The organism is Afipia dichlorophenoxyacetatis, from assembly GCF_055386385.1.
On the sequence record NZ_AP029250.1, the window covers coordinates 123,338 to 140,033 of the forward strand.

Genomic DNA, 16,696 nt, shown 5'->3' on the forward strand with positions numbered 1-16,696 from the left:
ATTGGTCGACGAGCATTGGATTTTGCGCGCGAGATAGCACCGCAATGCTTGCGCACCAAATGCCACGCCTTTATTTGAACCAAATGTAAAATGTTCCGCTTGAGCGGCTTGCTGCTTATTTGATGGTTTCGTGACTAATGCCTTTTCCGCTCCATTTCATCGGAAAATACGTTCTGAACCATCGCCGCGCTTGCCCGCAGCACCGTATTCATTCAAACTAAGCCCTTCACTAACAGCATTGGAGAACTACCCATTCGCCGTCCGAACAGAGCCCCGGTTGCCGTCGCCAAAGACGGACCGCGCATCAACGATGAAATTCGAAATGTCCAAATCCAGCTGATCGACCAGCATGGTGAAAATCTCGGCACCGTCGAGACATCGGTCGCCGTGAAAATGGCGATAGAAGCCGGTATGGATTTGGTCGAGATCTCGCCGAATAACGATCCTCCCGTATGCAAGATCATGGACTACGGGAAATACAAGTTTCAGGCCCAGAAGAAGGCTGCTGAAGCTCGCAAGAGGCAGAAAACCGTCGAAATCAAGGAGATCAAGCTCCGGCCGATGATCGACGATCACGATTACGACGTGAAAATGCGCGCGATGCTCCGGTTCTTCGAAGAAGGCGACAAGGTCAAAATCACGCTGCGCTATCGCGGCCGTGAAATGGCTCACCAGGAAATCGGAACCAAGCTTCTGGACCGCGTAAAGTCCGAGGTTGCTGAAGTTGCCAAGGTCGAGCAGGACGCCAAATTCGAAGGCCGCCAGGTCGTTATGGTTCTGGCGCCACGCTGATTGCCAAGCGTTTTGAAATTACAGAAACAGCCCGCCAAACCGGCGGGCTGTTTTCGTTTGGCCATAAAAAATGGCGCCGTGAAACCGCAGCGCCATTTGATATTCCTGCCTCAACAGTTAGAGGCTTCGGGTCGCTTCCCAGCGCCCGGAACACGCTGTAGTCGCTGACTTGCCGCTCCACTGCCCGGAACCGGAATTGCCGGACAGCTTGCCACTCGCGCTCGCCTTCTGATCGCCGCGTCCAATAGCAACGCTCACAGCGCCCGCCTCCCCGACGCGGCCGGAGATATCGAAGCTGCCGTCGCCGGAATAGCTGATGCGGCCGTCAGCCACTTTCACCGGATAGCTGTAGGCAGGATCGCAATTGCCGGACTGGGTGATGATGGTCACTTTCCAGGCGCCATCGAACGCAGCGCCGGCCCTGGCTCCGCCGGCCAACGCGATCGCCGCAGCCAATGCGAGAGCGGCAAAAAGCCAACGAAGAATTGCCGGGGAAACAGCGTTCTGGGAAACGGCAATAGCTTTGGCTCTGGCTTTTCTTGCCATCAGGCAGGTCCTCGCGATCTTTAGGGGATTTCGTGCTACCCTCGATATAAGCAGAATGTGGCGACATGCCAGTGCGCCAAATTCAACGTCCGCTCTATTCGGCAAGATGTGGCGCGGTGTCCGCGGCCCAAATTCGACGTTAATCGTTGCCAATTCGGCCTTTCTCTGCAATAAGCCCCAACTTCATCGCCCGGCTGATTAAGGGCTGCCGTGGCGATGATCGTGCCGACCATCTTCCACTCGGGAATAAGTCGAGCATTTTCAACGCTCTAACGAGCATTTTCAGCCGGCAACGCGCTTTTGGCGCGGTCTCGCCGTGCAACAGGAGAGCAAAATGCCCAAGCTGAAGACCAAATCGGGCGCTAAAAAGCGCTTCAAAGTGACCGGAACCGGCAAAGTGGTATCTGCCCATGCCGGCAAACGCCACGGCATGATCAAGCGGACGAAGAAGCAAATTCGTCAGCTGCGCGGCACGCGCATCTTGTTCAAGACCGACGGCGAAAACATCAAGAAGTATTTCTTGCCGAACGCCTGATCGCCTGCCGCGCCCTCGCGCGGCTCTCTGTCACCATTGTATTTTTCAGATGAAGGAGATCAGTCATGGCTCGCGTTAAACGCGGTGTGACGGCTCACGCCAAGCACAAGAAAGTCTACAAGGCCGCCAAGGGTTTCTACGGCCGCCGCAAGAACACCATCCGCGCCGCCAAGGCTGCGACCGACAAGGCCCAGCAATACGCATTCGTTGGCCGCAAGCTGAAGAAGCGCAACTTCCGCGCGCTCTGGATCCAGCGCATCAACGCTGCTGTGCGTCCGCTCGGCATGACCTACAGCCGATTTATCGACGGCCTCGCCAAGTCGGGCGTCGTTGTCGACCGGAAGGTTCTGTCGGATCTCGCCATCAACGAGCCCGCGGCTTTCCAGGCGATCGCTGAAAAGGCCAAAGCCGCACTCGCGGCGTAAGCTTGCCCCTCTTGCACGAGGCCGACACGACCGGGGTGTAACAACACCCCGCTCCGTTCGGCTGGGCAATTTGATCCCCGCCGGGCGGTTTGTTCAAACCGTTCCCGATGGGGCTTTGCATGTCCGATCTTTTGACTCTCGAAAACGAAATCCTGTCCGCGATTGCCACCGCGGCCGATGAAGCTGCGCTTGAAGCGGTTCGCGTTGGCGCGCTTGGCAAAAAGGGCTCGATCTCCGCGCTGCTGGCCACTCTGGGCAAAATGTCGCCCGAGGAGCGCAAGACCGAAGGCGCCGCCATCAATGCCGCCAAAGACAATATCTCCCAGGCGCTGACGGCGCGCCGCGACATTCTCAAGAATGCCGCACTCGATGCCCGCCTCGCCTCCGAGACCATCGATGTCACGTTGCCGACGCGCGACACACCCACCGAGCAGGGTCGCGTTCATCCCATCAGCCAGGTGATGGATGAATTGACCGCGATCTTCGCCGACATGGGCTTCTCGATCGCCGAAGGTCCGGACATCGAGACCGACGATTACAACTTCACCAAGCTGAATTTCCCCGAAGGCCATCCGGCGCGGGAAATGCACGACACGTTCTTCTTCAATCCGAAGCCCGACGGCTCACGGCTCCTGCTGCGCACGCATACGTCACCGGTGCAGGTCCGCACCATGTTGAGCCAGCAGCCACCGATTCGCGTGATTTGTCCCGGCCGCACTTACCGCTGCGACAGCGATCAGACCCACACGCCGATGTTCCATCAGGTGGAAGGACTGGTGATCGACAAGGGTTCTCACCTCGGTCACCTGAAATGGATTCTGTCGGAGTTCTGCAAGGCGTTCTTCGAAGTCGACAACGTCAACATGCGTTTCCGTCCGTCGTTCTTCCCGTTCACGGAGCCATCGCTGGAAGTCGACATTCAGTGTCGTCGTGACAAGGGCGAGATTCGTTTCGGCGAAGGCGAGGATTGGCTCGAGATTCTCGGCTGCGGCATGGTTCATCCGAACGTGCTGCGCGCCTGCGGCATCGATCCCGATGTCTATCAAGGCTTCGCCTGGGGCATGGGCATCGATCGCATCGCGATGCTGAAATACGGACTGCCGGATCTGCGCGCCTTCTTCGAGGCCGACGTGCGCTGGCTCAATCACTACGGCTTCAAGCCGCTTGAAGTACCGACCCTGGCGGGAGGATTGTCGTCTTGAAATTCACCCTCTCCTGGCTGAAAGAGCACCTCGACACCGACGAGCCGCTCGAGAAGATCGCCGACAAGCTCACCATGATCGGGCTTGAGGTCGAGCATCTCGACGACAAGGCGAAGGCGCTAGCCCCGTTCACCATCGCCAAGGTGATCACCGCAGAACAGCATCCGAATGCGGATCGCCTGCGTGTTTGTACGGTCGATACCGGCGACGGCGGCGCCCCGGTGCAAGTCGTTTGCGGTGCGCCCAACGCGCGCGCCGGTCTCGTTAGCGTATTCTCGCCACCCGGCACTTACATCCCCGGCAAGGACATCACGCTGGGTGTCGGCACCATTCGCGGCGTCGAAAGCCGCGGCATGCTTTGCTCGGCTGCCGAGCTGGAGCTGTCCGAAGATCACGATGGAATCATCGAGCTTCCAGCGGACGCACCGATCGGCAAGCCTTACGCCGAGTGGGCCGGGCTCGGCGATCCAGTCATTGAGATCAACCTCACGCCGAACCGTCAGGACTGCACCGGTGTTCACGGCATCGCGCGCGATCTTGCCGCCGCCGACATGGGCAAGTTCAAGGATCAGGCGCCGAAGCAGATCAAGGGTGAATTCCCCTCACCTGTGAAGGTGACGATCGCAGAACCCTCGCTGTGTCCTGGCTTCGCTCTTCGCCTCGTGCGCGGCGTCAAGAACGGCCCGTCGCCGGAATGGCTGCAGCAGCGGCTAACATCCATTGGTCTGCGTCCGATCAACGCACTGGTCGATATCACCAACTTCATGACCTTCGACCGCGCACGCCCGCTCCACGTGTTCGACGCAGCCAAGGTGAAGGGCGATCTGGTTGTCCGCCGCGCGAAAAACGGTGAGACCTTGCTGGCGCTCGATGGCAAGACCTACACGCTTGATGAGAGCATGTGCGTGATCGCCGACGATCATGCCGTCGAATCGCTGGCCGGCATCATGGGCGGCGAAGCATCGGGCTGCGACGAGAACACCACCGACGTGCTGATCGAATCGGCGCTGTGGAATGAAATCAACATTGCGCAGACCGGTCGCAAGCTCGGCATCAACTCCGATGCACGCTATCGCTTCGAGCGCGGGGTTGATCCGGCTTTCATGCTGCCCGGTCTCGAAATGGCAACAAAGCTGGTCATGGATCTGTGCGGCGGGACACCGTCCGAGATCTTCGTCGCCGGCCAGACCCATGGCGATGACCGCATCATCGAGTTTCCGATCTCCGAAGTGAAGCGGCTCGCCGGCATCGACGTGCCGTTTCCGGAAATGCGCCGCATCCTGAGCCATCTCGGCTTCATGATTGCGGGATCAGGCCCTGTGGTGAAAGTGGCCGTGCCATCATGGCGCGCCGACGTTCACGGCAAGGCCGACCTTGTTGAGGAAATCGTACGTATCGTCGGCGTGGACAGCGTTCCATTGACGCCGTTCGAGCGCGGCGACGCACAGCGCAAGCCGGTGCTGACGCCGATCCAGCTGCGCACACGCCGCGCAAAGCGTGCTCTTGCCTCGCGCGGTTTGACCGAGGCGATCACGTGGTCGTTCGTTTCCAAGCCGCAGGCCGAATTGTTCGGCGGCGGACAGGCTGAACTGGCACTCGCCAATCCCATCGCCTCCGACCTGTCGGATATGCGGCCTTCGCTCGTTCCGGGCCTGCTCGCAGCGGCGCAAGCCAATGCCGATCGCGGCTTTGCAGATGTCGCGCTGTTCGAGGTGGGACAGATCTTCCGGGGCGACCGGCCGCAAGATCAATTCGTTGCGGCGAGCGGCATCCGGCGCGCGCTGGCATCCGCCAAGGGCACGGGACGCCACTGGTCCGGCTCGTCGAGCGTTGACGTATTCGATGCCAAAGCCGACGCACTCGCAGTGCTTGCCGCCGCTGGCGCACCGATGCAGGGACTGCAGATCGTGGCGGGCGGCCCTTCATGGCTGCATCCGGGACGATCCGGCACGATCCAGATCGGGCCGCAGAACATCCTCGGCCATTTCGGCGAGCTGCATCCGCGCACGCTGGAAGCTCTGAAGGCTGAAGGCCAACTGGTCGGCTTCGAAATCATTCTCGAGCGTATTCCGGATGCGAAGGCCAAGCCGACCCGTGCCAAGCCGCCGCTTGAGCTCTCGCCGTTCCAGCCGGTGTCGCGCGACTTTGCATTCATTGTCGATCGCGATGTGAAGGCTGGTGATATCGTCCGCACCGCGCAGGCCGTCGATCGCAAGCTGATCACGAACGTGACGGTTTTCGACATCTACGAGGGCAAGGGCATCGATGACGGGAAGAAATCCGTTGCGATCGCCGTCACGCTGCAACCGCGTGAAAAGACGCTAACCGATCAGGAAATCGAAGCGGTTGCGTCCAAGATCGTCGCCGAAGTCACAAAGAAAACTGGCGGCGTGTTGCGCGGATAATTTGCAAGAATCTTGCAATTATCCTGCCTCGCTTTAGCTTCCGGCAAACTTAAAATCTTTGCCGGGAGCTTCGAATGATCGATCGCCGAGACCTTCTCAAATTTGCCGCTGCTGGTACGGCCGCGGCCCTGTCAGAAGGATCGATCGCCTTCGCTCAAGAGGCTGCCAAAAATCCGCGCTCGCGGATCGTCTTTCTCGGGACCAAAGGTGGTCCACGTGTCGGCGTTGGTGCATCGAACCCCGCGAATGCGTTGATCGTCAATGGCACGCCTTATGTGATTGATTGCGGCATGGGCGTTAGCCGGCAGCTTGTCAACGCCGGCATTCCGATTCCATCAGTAAAGTACGTTTTCATCAGCCATCACCATTCCGATCATAATCTGGAATACGGCAACCTCCTCTACAACGCCTGGGCAGCGGGACTGTCGACCCCGGTCCACACATTCGGCCCCGCCGGCCTGGTGCGCATGACCAGCACCTATTGGGAGCTCAATCGCTTCGATATCGATACGCGCATCGAAGACGAAGGCAGGCCAGACATCCGCAAGCTGGTGGTCGCCAAGGACATCACCGATAGCGGCGTGGTGCTGAAAACCGATGACGTCACTGTCACCGCGTTTCGCACCCCGCATCCGCCGATCACCGACAACTTCGCCTACAAGTTCGAGACGTCGGATGGCACCGTCGTGTTCTCCAGCGACACCAGCTACAATCCGCAGCTTGCGGAATTCGCCAAAGGCGCCGACGTGCTCGTTCACGAAGCCATGTACGAACCTGCGGTCGATCGGCTGGTGCTGAAAACCAAGAACGGCGCCACGCTGAAGAAACATCTGATGGACAGCCACACCACCACTGACGATGTCGGCCGTATCGCCGCAGCCGCTGGCGTCAAGGTACTCGTGCTCAGCCACTTTGTGCCGGGTGATGATCCCCTGGTGACGGACGACAACTGGACCGAAGGCGTCAGAAAGCACTTCAACGGCAAAGTCGTCGTCGCCAAGGATCTGATGGAATTGAACCTGCCGGTCTAACGATCCGGATCGAGCATCAATTACGAGGCCAGGACATACTGCGCGATGGTGCCGGCGCCTGAGCCTCGGCTGCCGCGCGTGAAGTCCGGCGAGTCTTTTTCGCTGGACGCTCTGCAACCGGGCTGTCCTTCTGGCCGCCCAGTTTGCGGAGAGCCGCGTCACCTGCGCGCTCGCCGCTTTCCCAGGCTCCGTTCACCGTGCCCCACTGCGACTCGTGAGCCGCCTCGCCTGCGAAGAACAGACTGCCCAACGGCTCCATCAAGATCTTGCGCGCGGGTTGCCCGCCCGGAGCCGCTGCCGACATTGCTCCCAGCACGTAGGGCACATCGTTCCAGCGCGTCGCGGTCGTGCGTTTGATACTTTTGGCAAAATTACTGCCAAACAGTTTCGTCAGCCATTCGGTTCCGAACGCCACCATCGCGGCTTCCCCCCGCGCTGACATCTCGGCGCCAAAAGAGCCAGAAATATCGATCTGGCACAGGGATGAGCCACCAACGTTGGCCAACAGCAATCCGGTGCTACGGTCGGCGCTCTGCTCGATCACAACGTCGTCACGCGCGAGCTCCAACGGATTGCCCGGCAATTCCAGCGCAATGTGATCATAACTTCCAAGGCCTAGCTTGGAGACAGCATCCTGCTGGCGCTTAGGCAGCTCAGGCGAAAACTTGATCTTGCCAGACAGCAGCGCGTTGGTGGATGCCGTGACGATCACAGCTTTCGCCGTGATCCTGCCGGCCGATGTCTCAACTTGGGCATCTCGCCCACTCCACGTGATCTGCCTCACCGGCGTAGAGAGCTGAACGGGAAGCTGTGCACCAAGCTTTGCGATCAGCGTTCCCAAACCCTGACGGCACGCCAACGGCGCGTCATGCGGCGTCATGGCAACGAGATCGAGCGCAGACAGATCCTGAAGATCCTTGCTGGTGGCGTGGGGACCGAGCAGGAATTCCACGGCACCTGTCCATTCGCGCAAATCTTTTGGCAGAGCCGCAGCGGCAGGCATGTCCGGCTTGCCTCGAACCGCGTCTCCCAATGTTCGGTTCGCACGCGCCAATGTCGCCAAGAAATCTTCCATCTCACCCGCGCGGGCATTGCGGCGGCCGATGCGAACACGCTGGCCCCGCGGAGCCGGGTACATATCGACCCCTGCGCCACGGGCAAGCTTCGCCACCGGGCTGCTATCTGCTCCATAGAGCCAGCGCGCGCCACGGTCGAATGGAACGTCGAATGCGGTGTTATCGGTGATGCAGCGTCCGCCGATGGTGTCCGAGGCCTCAATCACCACGACCTTGCGGTTGGCGGCGGCAATGCGCCGTGCGGCAGCAATGCCCGCCACGCCCGCTCCGATCACAACCACATCGGCATCGCGTGGCGGAGGTGCCGCATACGCGCGTCCTGCGACAATCGGCGTAACAGCCAGCGCTGCTGAGCCAGACAGAAAGTCGCGCCGCGTAATTGTCATGTCATGGTTTCCAAATCTCGACCGAATGGCGGAACATCTAGTGTCCCGAATCCAAAGTCCGCCTCAGCATGCAGCGCGCTCCATAGCGGACTTTGGATTCGAAAGGACACTAGTAAATCTATGATTCTAGTGCGGTTCTGGTTCAGAAGTTCGCTGGAAGGACTCGCAGGAAAATCAAGCGAACTTCTGAACCACCGCACTAGCGAACTTGCCGCATCAGAGGCCTCGCAGCAACGATCATGGTGAACATCCCATTATCAGTCATTTTGCGCCATGAACTAAATCGAAATTGGTTTCGACCAAGATGAGCCAACAAGAAAGCGGCCAGAATGCGCCGCTCGGGGGCTCCCATGGGCGTCATGCTCGATACCGTCGGCAAAATTATCGCCAAGTACCTTCAGAAAGAAGTGCCTGGCTATGAACCGTTCACGCCAAGTGACCCGGAACGCTTGCGCGATCTGATGGAGCCCGGCGACGTGTTGCTGGTGGAGGGCAACAGCCGCATCTCCGGCATCATCAAGTATCTCACACAATCAACCTGGTCTCACGCGGCGCTTTATGTCGGTCCCGTTGCCGGCGCGGTGGAACCAGACGGCGAACCGCACGTCCTGGTCGAGGCGTATATCGGCGAAGGCGTCACCACGGCGCCGCTCTCAAAATATTTTTCGTATCATACACGGATCTGCCGCCCGGTTGGATTGTCGTACGAGGACCGCACCACCGTGTGCCGCTACGCCATCAACCGCGTTGGCTTTGGTTACGACACGAAAAACATCGTCGACCTGATGCGCTATCTCATCCCGGTGCCGCTGCCGCAGCGATGGCGTCGCCGGATGATTTCGCTGGGCTCAGGCGATCCCACCAAGATTATCTGCTCGGCCCTGATCGCGCAGGCCTTCGGCGCAGTCCGCTATCCGATTCTTCCAAAGATCACGCAGGCCGCGAGCCGTCAGGCCAAGGAAGAAATCCTGCATATTCGCGATTCGTCGCTCTATATGCCGCGGGACTTCGACATCTCCCCCTATTTCGAAATCGTCAAGCCGACCATCGTCCGTGGCTTTGACTATACGGCACTGCATTGGGCCGATACGACGAAGCCGTCCCCGGAGGTGACGGGCGAGTTGGATCCCTTTCCGGAAGGCATCTTCGCGACGCCCGATTCCACACTAGTTCCCTTGCTCGAGACACTGACGGATCAAGTGCCGGCACACGAAGCCGCCTGAATCGATCCGCCATTCGCAGGCCTCCATCATACAAACCAGAAGTGGTCGGCTCCAACGTGAGCCAGCGTCGTGTGCTGAATTTCGATCGAGTTATGTTCATCGAGCGTGATGACCACACTGGTGCCCACCTGCGCCATATGTGACCGCACATCGTTGAAATCGGCGAACACTGACTTGCTGAATTGAATGACGTCTTTCGCCGCGGCCGTGTCGTCAAATTGGGCGATAACGTCGTGACCGAAATTTGGCGTGAAGACGAACGTATCGCTGCCAGCGCCACCGCTCAGATAGTCATTTCCAGCGCCGCCCTTCAAAACGTCGTTGCCGTTGTCTCCTGAGAGATTGTCGTTGCCAGAACCGCCATAGAGCTGGTCGTTGCCATCGCCGCCAAACATCCTCGCGGTCTGGGCGCCGCCTTCAAGCTTATCCTGGCCCGCGCCGCCATACATGACATCCTTGCCGCCGCCACCGATCAGGTGATCGTTGCCATCATCTCCGTACAACTGATCGTTTCCCGTTCCACCGGTGATGAGGTCATTACCGGCGCCACCATGGATTACATTGTTGCCCGGACCACCGTCGAGCGTATCGTCGTCAGTCGAGGACCCAAAGAACAGATCCTGATGACCGCCTGTGTCGTAATGAATTGCCCTGTTCTGATAGAGATTCCACGTGCCTGGTGAGCTTGGATTATCCGCGTCTACAGCCGTGAGATGTTCACCGTTGACCGTGATATCCTTGATGTAGAGATTGCGGTCGCCTCCACTCGTGATCGCATCATTGATGAACGAGAAATCCAGACTCGTCACCTTCTCGGGATTCGGAAAGGTGAAGCTGTAGGTCTGATACTCGGACGACGTCGATGCCGGATGAAACTCGACCGTCGCGCCGACCTGCTCCCCATTCACCAGCACCTGCATCTTCGCCCCGACGCCATCGACGAGCGGGCTGTAACCTGTGACGGTAATGGTGGTGTTTGCGAGATGCGGAATGGCATCGGGGCCGCCGGTGATATGATCATCGCCGGCGCCGCCGCGAATGATGTCGTTGCCCGCACCACCCGATAGCGTGTCATTGCCGCCGCCAACATCGATCAGATCCGCCGCAGGCGAGCCGTTAATTGTGAGTGCCGGTGGCGTGTGCTGCCCATTGAACCATTCGGTGATGAGGTGCTCGGCCGGCTTTCCCATCGGGGAATATCCCGTGGGCGAATAGGTGTTGGTGGGATCCCAGTCCCAGATATGCGCGCCTTTGAACCAGCTGCCGCCCTCTGAACTCCACACCTGGAAGAACGCGTTGAACGCATCAGCCTGTTCCTGCACGTCCGGAGTGTTGCTGCCACCTCCTCCGCCGGGCGCGATGTTGGTGCCATCAACGCTGCGATATCCGGTTTCGGTCAGCAACACCGGCTTGCCGTGTTCGACCGAGAGAGAATGCAGGAAATCCACAGGCGACTTGTGATCCATGGCAGCGGCCCAGTAGTCGTCGGCCGAAACGTTATTCCACGCAGCAACCATCTCACTCACAGTCGGATCGGTTTTTGTCGTAAGTGGCGGATAAGCATTGACTCCGATGTCATCCACCTTGTCCCAGAAACTGACATTGTGCGCTTCATCGGTGGCGGCAGCGTAGGTAATCTGGCCGTGATAGACAGCTCGAACGGAATCGATCAAATCGACCCAATGATCGCGGTATTGCTCATCGGAAAGCTTGCTGAGTTCGTTGCCGATCGAGAGCATTTCGACGTGATTTTGCTCGGCGACGTGGGCGAGATCGAGCATTTCAGCTTTGTAGGATGCGAAGAACGCATCAACATTGCTGGGCGTCAGCTGACCTTGATTGGTTCCATCGATGCCGGTGAGCATCGGCTTGAGCAGGACAGACAGCCCAAGATTGTGCGCATCCGCAATTGTCGCAGCTATGTTCGCATCGCTTTCGGTCTTGTTGGGATCAGCGATGACTTCGTTTGAATTTTTTCCCTCTGTGAATATGCGCGGCGCGATCGATATGGAGTTGGCGTGGGTAGCAGCCAGACCGTCCAACGCGTCGTGCGCAGCGTCTGTCCGGAATTCGCCGTTATAGTCGGATTTGAATCCAAATCCCTGAATATCGAAAACACCTGCCATGACTGTCTCCTTGATTTGGAATGCTTCTTGGTTGGCGTGATGACGCGCAGGCGAATGCGGGCTTGTTCAGCCGCAATTCATGTAGATTTGTCAGAATGACGCCCCACAGCGCGATGCAAGCACCGCCATAGGCACATGCTGCGAACGCAATCCGTCAAAGATCGGCCAACGCAATGACCAAACAGTGATTTGTAGCGGCGGTCGTTCACACCTGACGGCACCACCAACAGTTCACGATCAAAATGAGTGCAAATGTCGCGATTTGCGACCTATCCCAATACTTGCCGAAATTGGCTGCGGTATCTAATTCTCATGAGATTTTAGGAGCGAGACGCCATGCTTGACGCCGCATTCAAGGCGTTGTCACAAATCCTGTCGCCGCCGATGCGAGCGATCCTGTGGAAGTCGGTCGGTCTCGCGTTGGTGCTGATCGTCGTCGTCGCAGTTCTGCTACAGCGGTTGCTGAGCTGGCTCGCCGGATCGGGAGAGGTCTGGGCCGAAACGATGCTTGGGCCCAATTTCCACACGCCGCTGAATATTCTGGCGTGGTTCATCTCAATTGCAGCTGGATTAGGCATCATCGCCGGGGCAGTGTTTTTGATGCCGGCGATCACATCGCTGGTTGCGAGCGTGTTCGTTGATGACGTGGCGGATATCGTCGAGCGCGAGCACTATCCGGCGGAGCGCCCCGGTATGGCGCTCCCGATCGGCCGCGCGATGATCGAAGGCTCAAAAACCGCGCTGCTGACCATTCTCGTTTACCTGCTTGCGCTGCCGTTTGTGTTTTTCGCGGGCGCAGGCGTCATCGCATTCTTCATCGCGACCGCGTGGTTGCTGGGCCGCGAATATTTTGAACTCGCGGCCATGCGCTTCCGGACGCCGGAAGAGGCCAAATTGATGCGCAAGCAGAACGCCACGACGGTGTTTACCGCGGGCCTCTTCATTGCGGCGTTCGTGTCGATTCCGATCATCAATCTGGCGACGCCGTTGTTCGGCATGGCCTTCATGGTTCACATGCACAAGCGGCTTTCGGGCCCGCGGCCGGAACTCATCGAGCCCACCCGCAAGGCGGGAGTCTCCACAACGTAATTGTTAGGCCGGAATAGTCTTTTCCGGCCAACGGCAAAGATCGTTGATTAGACACACCTCGCAACGCGGTTTGCGCGCCACACACGTGTAGCGTCCGTGCAGGATCAGCCAGTGATGGGCATGCCGCTTGAACTCGGCCGGGATGATTTTCTCCAATCCGAGTTCGACCTCCAGCGGGGTTTTTCCCGGCGCGAGGCCTGTGCGGTTGCCGACGCGAAACAGATGCGTATCGACCGCGATGGTCGGTTCGCCAAAAGCGATATTGAGCACGACGTTGGCCGTCTTGCGTCCCACACCCGGCAGTTTCTCCAGCTCCTCGCGTGAGCGCGGCACTTCGCCACCGTGGTTCGCAATCAACTGTTCCGACAGTGCGATGACGTTCTTTGCTTTGGTCCGATAAAGCCCGATGGTTTTGATGTAGTCGCGGAGTTTCTCTTCCCCCAGCGCCACCATCTTTTGCGGCGTATCGGCGATAGGGAACAGATGCCGGGTGGCCTTGTTGACACCGACGTCGGTCGCTTGTGCGGACAACGCCACCGCAACCAGCAGAGTGTAGGGGTTGAGGTGTTCGAGTTCGCCCTTCGGCTCCGGATTCGCCTTTTGGAAACGGCTGAAGGCCTCGTAAACTTCTGCAGGCGTCCAAGCCTTGGTTTTAGAACTCTTGTTTATAGAGCTCTTGCTTTTGGGCGCCTTGCCTGCCTTGGGCTGCGCAGCTTTCGCCGGCCGCTTGACGGCTTTCGGAGCGCGAGGTTTCGAGGGAGTTTTTGAACGGGACGTGATGGTCTTTTTTGCCATGATGCCGGTATAGTGAACCGCTATGGACAATCGCAACGACTTTGATCCTCCACCGCAGGATGCGCCGCTGTTTTCCGCGCGGCTGACGCCGCATCGGTCTCTCAGCCGCAGCGGTTTCTTAGCGCTGATGGGATTTCTCACCGCGGTCAGCTTCATCGCCGGCTTCGTATTTCTGCTGATGGGCGCATGGCCGGTCTTCGGATTTTTTGGGCTCGACGTTCTGATCGTGTATTGGGCGTTTCGCCTGAACTTCCGCCGGGCGGCGGCCACCGAAGACATCGTTGTGACGCCATATGAACTGCGCGTCCGCCGCGTCAGCCACCGCGGCCGCGTTGTCGAATGGACGCTCAATCCGCTCTGGGTGCAGCTCGACAAACAGGTCCATGAAGAATTCGGAATCGAGAAGCTCTATCTGGTGTCCCGCGGGCGGCGCCTGTCCGTCGGCAGCTTCCTTGGCCCCGATGAAAAAGCAAGTTTTGCCAAAGCCTTAAGCGCAGCCCTCCAGGCTGCCAAACGCGGCCCCACCTACAATCCCGTGACCTAATTCGAAGCAGAAATCGGGTGGAGGTCAGAGCGTTGTCGGCCTACATCCAGCATATGATGAACATTGCTATGGCAACCCCGATCATTTCTGAACAGCGGCTCGTCAAACCCGCAGCTTCCGCGGCTCTCCGCGATTACGACGCGGTTCGGCGCGCGATCGCTTTCATTTCAGAAAACTGGCGGAGCCAGCCAACCATCGAGGCCATGGCTGACGCCGCAAGCCTCACCCCTGACGAGCTGCACCATCTGTTCCGCCGCTGGGCCGGGCTGACGCCGAAGGCCTTCATGCAGGCCCTGACGCTGGATAACGCCAAGCGCCTGCTGCGTGATTCCGCAAGTGTGCTGGATGCAGCCTACGATTCAGGCCTCTCGGGACCGGGCCGGCTGCACGATCTGTTTGTCACTCATGAAGCCATGTCACCGGGGGAATGGAAGAAGGGCGGAGAAGGCACAACCCTGCGCTATGGCTTCCATCCGTCACCGTTCGGCGTTGCGGTTGTGATCGCGAGCGAACGGGGCCTCTCAGGATTGGCTTTCGCGGATGAAGGCGACGAGCTGCCCGCATTTGAGGATATGAAGCGACGCTGGCCGCTGGCCACCTATGTCCATGACCAGAACGGCACCACCGCGCTGGCACAACGCGTCTTCGATTCCTCGCAATGGTGCGCCGATCAGCCGTTGCGCGTTGTTCTTATCGGCACCGACTTCGAAGTGCGTGTCTGGGAGACCCTCCTGAAGATTCCGATGGGCAAGGCGACGACCTATTCGGATGTGGCAAACAAGATTCTATCGCCGAAGGCATCACGCGCCGTTGGCGCGGCCGTCGGGCGAAATCCGATTTCATTTGTGGTGCCTTGCCATCGCGTGCTTGGCAAGAGCGGCGCAATCACCGGCTATCATTGGGGCACGACACGCAAGCAGGCCATGCTTGGGTGGGAAACCGGTCGCTTCTGCGACGTTTAAGCTTCAGTAAAAAATCGTCTCCGTTAAACGGAGACGATTTGAGCATTCCAAGCTTACTTGCCTGAAGACAGGCGTCGCTTATCCCGCCGTATCGACCACGGAAGCAACCGTTGCATCAGCGTTCAGGCGATAGATCACCGGTGTGCCGGTCGCGAGCTCCCGCTTCAGGATTTGCTCCGGAGTGAGTTTCTCCAGTACCATGATCAGCGCGCGCAGCGAGTTGCCGTGAGCTGCGACCAGCGTGCGCTGACCACGCAGCACGCACGGAAGAATTTCTTGAACAAAATACGGCAGCGTTCGCGCCAATGTGTCCTTGAGGCTTTCGCCGCCCGGCGGCGGCACGTCGTAGGAACGGCGCCAGATCAGCACCTGCTCCTCACCCCACTTCGCGCGCGCGTCGTCCTTGTTGAGGCCTGATAGATCCCCATAATCGCGCTCATTCAGCGCCAGATTCTTTGTCACTGGAATATTGGTCTGGTCCATTTCCTTAAGCGCCAGATCCAGCGTGTGCTGCGCGCGCGTAAGCGCTGATGTGAACGCGACATCGAACGACAAACCAAGTTCTTTCAGCTTCCGTCCCGCCTGCACCGCTTCCTTGACGCCAAGTTCTGTGAGGTCAGGGTCTTTCCAACCGGTGAAAAGATTTTTCAGGTTCCATTCGCTCTGACCATGACGGACGAGCACGAGAAGACGATCGCTCATTCTTTGATTCCGGTTTGGGATTGGTTTGGTTCAGCCGATGCCAAGCACATCGGCCATAGTGTAGAAGCCGGGCTTCTTGTCGCGCGCCCACATGGCGGCCTTCAGTGCACCACGTGCGAAGATCATACGGTCCTCGGCCTTGTGCGCCAGCTCGATGCGCTCATAGGGGCCAGCAAAAATAACTGTGTGATCGCCGGTGACCGTGCCGCCGCGCAAGGTTGCGAACCCGATATCGCCCGAATTGCGCGGACCGGTGTAGCCATCGCGGGCGCGCACTGACCTCTGCTCAAGGTTGATGCCACGGCCTGCTGCGGCCGCCTGACCCAGCAGATAGGCGGTGCCAGACGGAGCATCGATCTTCGCCTTGTGATGCATCTCGACAATCTCAATGTCGAAATCCTCATCGAGCGATTTCGCGACCTGCTTCACCAACGCGGCGAGTAGATTGACGCCGAGGCTCATATTGCCGGACTGCACGACGATGGCCTGGGATGTGACACTGCGGATCACCGCGTTGTCCGAAGCCGAAAGGCCCGTCGTCCCGATGACGTGAACGAGGCCACGCTGCGCGGCAATAGCCACGTTCGCGATCGTCGCGGCCGGGACGGTGAAATCGAGGATACCGTCAGCGTTCTTGGAGAGGCTCCACAGATCACAGGACAGTTCGACGCCGTTGGCAGGCAAACCGGCTAGGACGCCTGCGTCCTGCCCAAGCAATTCGGAACCCGGCGCTTCCAGCGCACCGGTGACGACGGCGCCAGGGGTCTCCGAAATGGAGCGGATCAGGGCGCGGCCCATCCGTCCCCCGGCACCTGCAACGATCAACCGCATATCGGACATTGAACAACCCTCTGAAG

16 protein-coding genes are annotated in these 16,696 nt (G+C 59.0%); 10 read left to right on the forward strand and 6 right to left on the reverse strand.

From position 1 onward, the window contains the following. Window positions 1–252: 252 nt before the first annotated feature. Window positions 253–792 carry a translation initiation factor IF-3 gene (gene infC, locus ACZ5C3_RS00570; RefSeq protein ID WP_464038458.1) on the forward strand — a complete coding sequence of 180 codons (540 nt, stop codon included), beginning with the start codon at window positions 253–255 and terminating at the stop codon, window positions 790–792. A 117-nt stretch (window positions 793–909) separates the two neighbouring features. Here infC and ACZ5C3_RS00575 read toward each other — a convergent pair whose 3' ends face one another. Continuing rightward, window positions 910–1,338, reverse strand: coding sequence for a hypothetical protein (locus tag ACZ5C3_RS00575; RefSeq protein ID WP_464034476.1), 429 nt, complete (start codon window positions 1,336–1,338; stop codon window positions 910–912). 334 nt (window positions 1,339–1,672) lie between these two features. Between ACZ5C3_RS00575 and rpmI the strand changes: the two genes are divergently transcribed. From rpmI to ACZ5C3_RS00600, 5 genes are all read left to right on the forward strand, one after another. Next, window positions 1,673–1,873 carry a 50S ribosomal protein L35 gene (gene rpmI / locus ACZ5C3_RS00580; protein WP_011470932.1) on the forward strand — a complete coding sequence of 67 codons (201 nt, stop codon included), beginning with the start codon at window positions 1,673–1,675 and terminating at the stop codon, window positions 1,871–1,873. A 65-nt stretch (window positions 1,874–1,938) separates the two neighbouring features. Beyond that, entirely contained in the window at window positions 1,939–2,298 is a 360-nt protein-coding gene (gene rplT / locus ACZ5C3_RS00585; RefSeq protein WP_464034479.1) for a 50S ribosomal protein L20, read from the forward strand. Between the two features lie 119 nt (window positions 2,299–2,417). Beyond that, entirely contained in the window at window positions 2,418–3,500 is a 1,083-nt protein-coding gene (gene pheS / locus ACZ5C3_RS00590; RefSeq protein ID WP_464044425.1) for a phenylalanine--tRNA ligase subunit alpha, read from the forward strand. Further along, a complete protein-coding gene (gene pheT / locus ACZ5C3_RS00595; protein ID WP_464034481.1) occupies window positions 3,497–5,905 on the forward strand; it encodes a phenylalanine--tRNA ligase subunit beta in 2,409 nt (802 codons plus the stop codon). The genes pheS and pheT overlap by 4 nt, the downstream gene beginning before the upstream one ends. Window positions 5,906–5,979: 74 nt before the next feature. After that, window positions 5,980–6,936, forward strand: coding sequence for an MBL fold metallo-hydrolase (locus ACZ5C3_RS00600; protein ID WP_464034483.1), 957 nt, complete (start codon window positions 5,980–5,982; stop codon window positions 6,934–6,936). A gap of 16 nt (window positions 6,937–6,952) precedes the next feature. Here the strand turns inward: ACZ5C3_RS00600 and ACZ5C3_RS00605 are convergent, their stop codons facing one another. Next, window positions 6,953–8,398, reverse strand: coding sequence for a flavin monoamine oxidase family protein (locus ACZ5C3_RS00605; protein ID WP_464044426.1), 1,446 nt, complete (start codon window positions 8,396–8,398; stop codon window positions 6,953–6,955). 350 nt (window positions 8,399–8,748) lie between these two features. On the opposite strand from ACZ5C3_RS00605, the gene ACZ5C3_RS00610 reads away from it, so the two are divergent. Beyond that, entirely contained in the window at window positions 8,749–9,621 is an 873-nt protein-coding gene (locus tag ACZ5C3_RS00610; protein WP_464044427.1) for a YiiX/YebB-like N1pC/P60 family cysteine hydrolase, read from the forward strand. 26 nt (window positions 9,622–9,647) lie between these two features. On the opposite strand, the gene ACZ5C3_RS00615 is transcribed toward ACZ5C3_RS00610, so the two are convergent. Then, window positions 9,648–11,747 (reverse strand): glycoside hydrolase family 113, encoded by a 2,100-nt coding sequence (locus ACZ5C3_RS00615; RefSeq protein WP_464044428.1) that lies wholly within the window; start codon window positions 11,745–11,747, stop codon window positions 9,648–9,650. A gap of 336 nt (window positions 11,748–12,083) precedes the next feature. Here ACZ5C3_RS00615 and ACZ5C3_RS00620 point away from each other — a divergent pair, with 336 nt between their 5' ends. After that, window positions 12,084–12,836, forward strand: a complete 753-nt coding sequence (locus ACZ5C3_RS00620) for a sulfate transporter family protein (RefSeq protein ID WP_464034488.1) — start codon at window positions 12,084–12,086, stop codon at window positions 12,834–12,836. 3 nt (window positions 12,837–12,839) lie between these two features. Here the strand turns inward: ACZ5C3_RS00620 and nth are convergent, their stop codons facing one another. Further along, window positions 12,840–13,631 (reverse strand): endonuclease III, encoded by a 792-nt coding sequence (nth, locus tag ACZ5C3_RS00625; protein WP_464038459.1) that lies wholly within the window; start codon window positions 13,629–13,631, stop codon window positions 12,840–12,842. Window positions 13,632–13,653: 22 nt separating this feature from the next. Between nth and ACZ5C3_RS00630 the strand changes: the two genes are divergently transcribed. Together ACZ5C3_RS00630 and ACZ5C3_RS00635 are read left to right on the forward strand one after the other, a co-directional pair. Then, window positions 13,654–14,175, forward strand: a complete 522-nt coding sequence (locus ACZ5C3_RS00630; protein ID WP_464034489.1) for a DUF2244 domain-containing protein — start codon at window positions 13,654–13,656, stop codon at window positions 14,173–14,175. A 68-nt stretch (window positions 14,176–14,243) separates the two neighbouring features. Continuing rightward, window positions 14,244–15,137, forward strand: a complete 894-nt coding sequence (locus ACZ5C3_RS00635) for a methylated-DNA--[protein]-cysteine S-methyltransferase (protein ID WP_464044429.1) — start codon at window positions 14,244–14,246, stop codon at window positions 15,135–15,137. Window positions 15,138–15,215: 78 nt separating this feature from the next. Here ACZ5C3_RS00635 and ACZ5C3_RS00640 read toward each other — a convergent pair whose 3' ends face one another. After that, a complete protein-coding gene (locus ACZ5C3_RS00640) occupies window positions 15,216–15,839 on the reverse strand; it encodes a 2,3-bisphosphoglycerate-dependent phosphoglycerate mutase (protein WP_464034491.1) in 624 nt (207 codons plus the stop codon). 30 nt (window positions 15,840–15,869) lie between these two features. Further along, window positions 15,870–16,679, reverse strand: a complete 810-nt coding sequence (dapB, locus tag ACZ5C3_RS00645) for a 4-hydroxy-tetrahydrodipicolinate reductase (RefSeq protein ID WP_464034493.1) — start codon at window positions 16,677–16,679, stop codon at window positions 15,870–15,872. Window positions 16,680–16,696 lie beyond the last annotated feature (17 nt).

What these genes read in the sequence shown, in the direction of transcription:
- ACZ5C3_RS00600 (WP_464034483.1), top strand. Translation starts at nt 5,980, where the DNA reads ATGATCGATCGCCGAGACCTTCTCAAATTTGCCGCTGCTGGTACGGCC.
- ACZ5C3_RS00610 (WP_464044427.1), top strand. Translation starts at nt 8,749, where the DNA reads ATGGGCGTCATGCTCGATACCGTCGGCAAAATTATCGCCAAGTACCTT.
- ACZ5C3_RS00575 (WP_464034476.1), bottom strand. Translation starts at nt 1,338, where the DNA reads ATGGCAAGAAAAGCCAGAGCCAAAGCTATTGCCGTTTCCCAGAACGCT.
- ACZ5C3_RS00630 (WP_464034489.1), top strand. Translation starts at nt 13,654, where the DNA reads ATGGACAATCGCAACGACTTTGATCCTCCACCGCAGGATGCGCCGCTG.
- ACZ5C3_RS00615 (WP_464044428.1), bottom strand. Translation starts at nt 11,747, where the DNA reads ATGGCAGGTGTTTTCGATATTCAGGGATTTGGATTCAAATCCGACTAT.
- rpmI (WP_011470932.1), top strand. Translation starts at nt 1,673, where the DNA reads ATGCCCAAGCTGAAGACCAAATCGGGCGCTAAAAAGCGCTTCAAAGTG.
- rplT (WP_464034479.1), top strand. Translation starts at nt 1,939, where the DNA reads ATGGCTCGCGTTAAACGCGGTGTGACGGCTCACGCCAAGCACAAGAAA.
- ACZ5C3_RS00640 (WP_464034491.1), bottom strand. Translation starts at nt 15,839, where the DNA reads ATGAGCGATCGTCTTCTCGTGCTCGTCCGTCATGGTCAGAGCGAATGG.
- ACZ5C3_RS00635 (WP_464044429.1), top strand. Translation starts at nt 14,244, where the DNA reads ATGGCAACCCCGATCATTTCTGAACAGCGGCTCGTCAAACCCGCAGCT.
- ACZ5C3_RS00605 (WP_464044426.1), bottom strand. Translation starts at nt 8,398, where the DNA reads ATGACAATTACGCGGCGCGACTTTCTGTCTGGCTCAGCAGCGCTGGCT.
- ACZ5C3_RS00620 (WP_464034488.1), top strand. Translation starts at nt 12,084, where the DNA reads ATGCTTGACGCCGCATTCAAGGCGTTGTCACAAATCCTGTCGCCGCCG.
- pheS (WP_464044425.1), top strand. Translation starts at nt 2,418, where the DNA reads ATGTCCGATCTTTTGACTCTCGAAAACGAAATCCTGTCCGCGATTGCC.
- dapB (WP_464034493.1), bottom strand. Translation starts at nt 16,679, where the DNA reads ATGTCCGATATGCGGTTGATCGTTGCAGGTGCCGGGGGACGGATGGGC.
- nth (WP_464038459.1), bottom strand. Translation starts at nt 13,631, where the DNA reads ATGGCAAAAAAGACCATCACGTCCCGTTCAAAAACTCCCTCGAAACCT.